Annotated in this window: 2 protein-coding genes; both read right to left on the bottom strand. The window is 68.7% G+C overall.

All coding sequences use genetic code 11. The features are described 5' to 3' along the window. Nucleotides 1-61: 61 nt before the first annotated feature. Nucleotides 62-1255, bottom strand: a complete 1194-nt coding sequence (locus ACH107_RS32380; RefSeq protein ID WP_310691599.1) for a toxic anion resistance protein — start codon at nt 1253-1255, stop codon at nt 62-64. 27 nt (nt 1256-1282) lie between these two features. Next, on the bottom strand, nt 1283-1942 hold a 660-nt coding region (locus ACH107_RS32375), incomplete at its 5' end, for a 5-bromo-4-chloroindolyl phosphate hydrolysis family protein (protein WP_412509713.1).

Here is a 1942-nt window from a genome sequence, read left to right as displayed (position 1 = left end):
ACCCGCCAGCAGCAGGCCCAGGCAACCCGCCACCAAGGCCTTTGCGACCGCGCGCACCGGATCAGCCCCCGGCCGCGGGCGTGTCGCCCGATGCTCGCCCCCCCGCGCGGGCGGCGGTGAGGGCGGATTTCAACTCGGTTTCCATGGTCGCAAGCTCCGTCTCGGCCGCGGCGCGGCGCTGCTTGCCGTCCTCGGCGATCTGCAGGCTGTCCTCGATGGTGCCGATCAACTCGGCGTTGGCCTGCTTGACGGCCGTGATGTCGAAAACGCCACGCTCCATTTCCTCGCGGATGGTCTTGTTGGCGCTGCGCAGGTTTTCCGCGTTGGCGGTCAGCAACGCGTTGGTCAGGTCGTTGGCGTCGCGCACAGCCCCGGCGGCGTCGGCGGCGTTCTGGATTGTCACGGCCTGGGCCAGCTGGGTTTCCCACAGCGGCACGGTGTTGATGAGCGTCGCGTTGATCCGCGTGACCAGCGCCTTGTCGTTTTCCTGCACCAGCCGGATCGAGGGCAACGCCTGCATGGTCACCTGCCGCGTCAGCCTGAGGTCGTGCACCCGGCGCTCCAGGTCGTCGCGGGCGCCGCGCAGGTCGCGCAGCTCCTGAGCCTTGAGGGTGACCGCGTCCTCGGCGGCGGACTCGACCTCGTTTTCCTTGGCGGGGATCGTTGTCTCGTCCAGCTCTTTCAGCCTGGCCTCGGCGGCGGCGATGTAGAGCGCCAGCTCGTCGTAAAACGTCAGCGTCTTTTCGTAGAGCCGATCCAGGCTTTCGATATCCTTGAGAAGGACGTGTTCGTGCTTGAGAAGGTCGTCGGTCACACGGTCGATCTGGCCCTGCACCTGCTCGAAGCGGGCCGCGAATTTCGCCGCCGGGGTCGCGCGGCCCAGCAGCCTTTCCCACCAGGACCGGTCGCGGCTCAGGTCCAGTTCGCTGGTGTCGAAGCCGCGGATCGTCGTGACGATCCGGCGCAGGCTGTCGCCCGCCGGGCCGATATCCTTGTTGCGCACGCCCTGCAGCATGGACTGCGCGATCTGTTGCAACTCCGCCTGGGTGGCCGCCCCGAAGGAGATGATCGAGTTGGTGTCGGACAGGTCCAGTTCGGCCATGCGGCGGTTGATCGCCTCGGCGGTGGGGGCGTCGGCCGTCTCGGCGGAGACAATCCCGGCGTCGGGCTCGGGCAGGACGGTGGCGGACACCTTCTCGACCTCGGCCCGAGCGGCCTCGGCCTTCTGCACGGTCTCGGTTGATCTTTTCGACATTTCAACACTCCCCATCGGAAACGGGCCTCACAGCCCCTCACGCTGCAAACGATCGCGCAGCACCTTGATCTCAACCTCCATGTCGCTGCGATCGTCCAGCAGCATCTTTTCTGTCCTGGCGGCGAAATTCTCTTCCAGGTCGGCCAGAAGCGCCTCGAAATCGGCGCGGGCCGCGGCATCGCCGGTGCGGGCATAATGCGCGGCGAACTTGGCCGTCGCGTCGCGCGCGCCCATCAGGTAGACGCCCAGGAACTTGCGCGCGGCGGCCAGGTCGCGGGGGTCCTGCTCGACGGTACGGATCATGCGCCGCGCGGTGGCCTGGAACTGCATCACGCGCCCCTCCAGACGGCGATCCCCCAGACGGGCCACATGGGCGCGCATGGCCTGCAGATAGGCCTCGGCCTCGTCGACCACGCAGGCCACGCGATCCTGCTGGACCCCGTCGACCCCCGCGACCCGCTTGTCGCGCAGCGGGTCCGGGCCGAAGGCGGCCAGGTGCAGCCCGCTGGCGGCCAGGGCGAAAAGCCCGCAAGCCACCAGCCCATCGCCATTGGCAAAGGCGGCGATGCCGATCCCTGCGCCCGTCAGGACCGCACCGAGGATCTTGCGCGGCAGGGCGGGCCGTCGCACAAGGCGGCGCGCGTCATAGGCGGCCTGGGCGCGCAGCCCCTCGCGGGTCAGCCAAGC

This window comes from Roseovarius halophilus (ex Wu et al. 2025) (assembly GCF_047086965.1).
Note: the sequence above shows the minus strand (reverse complement) of the source record. Positions and strands in the feature narration are given on the sequence as shown.

Coding starts and splice junctions, on each gene's coding strand:
- ACH107_RS32380 (WP_310691599.1), bottom strand. CDS start 1,255: ATGTCGAAAAGATCAACCGAGACCGTGCAGAAGGCCGAGGCCGCTCGG.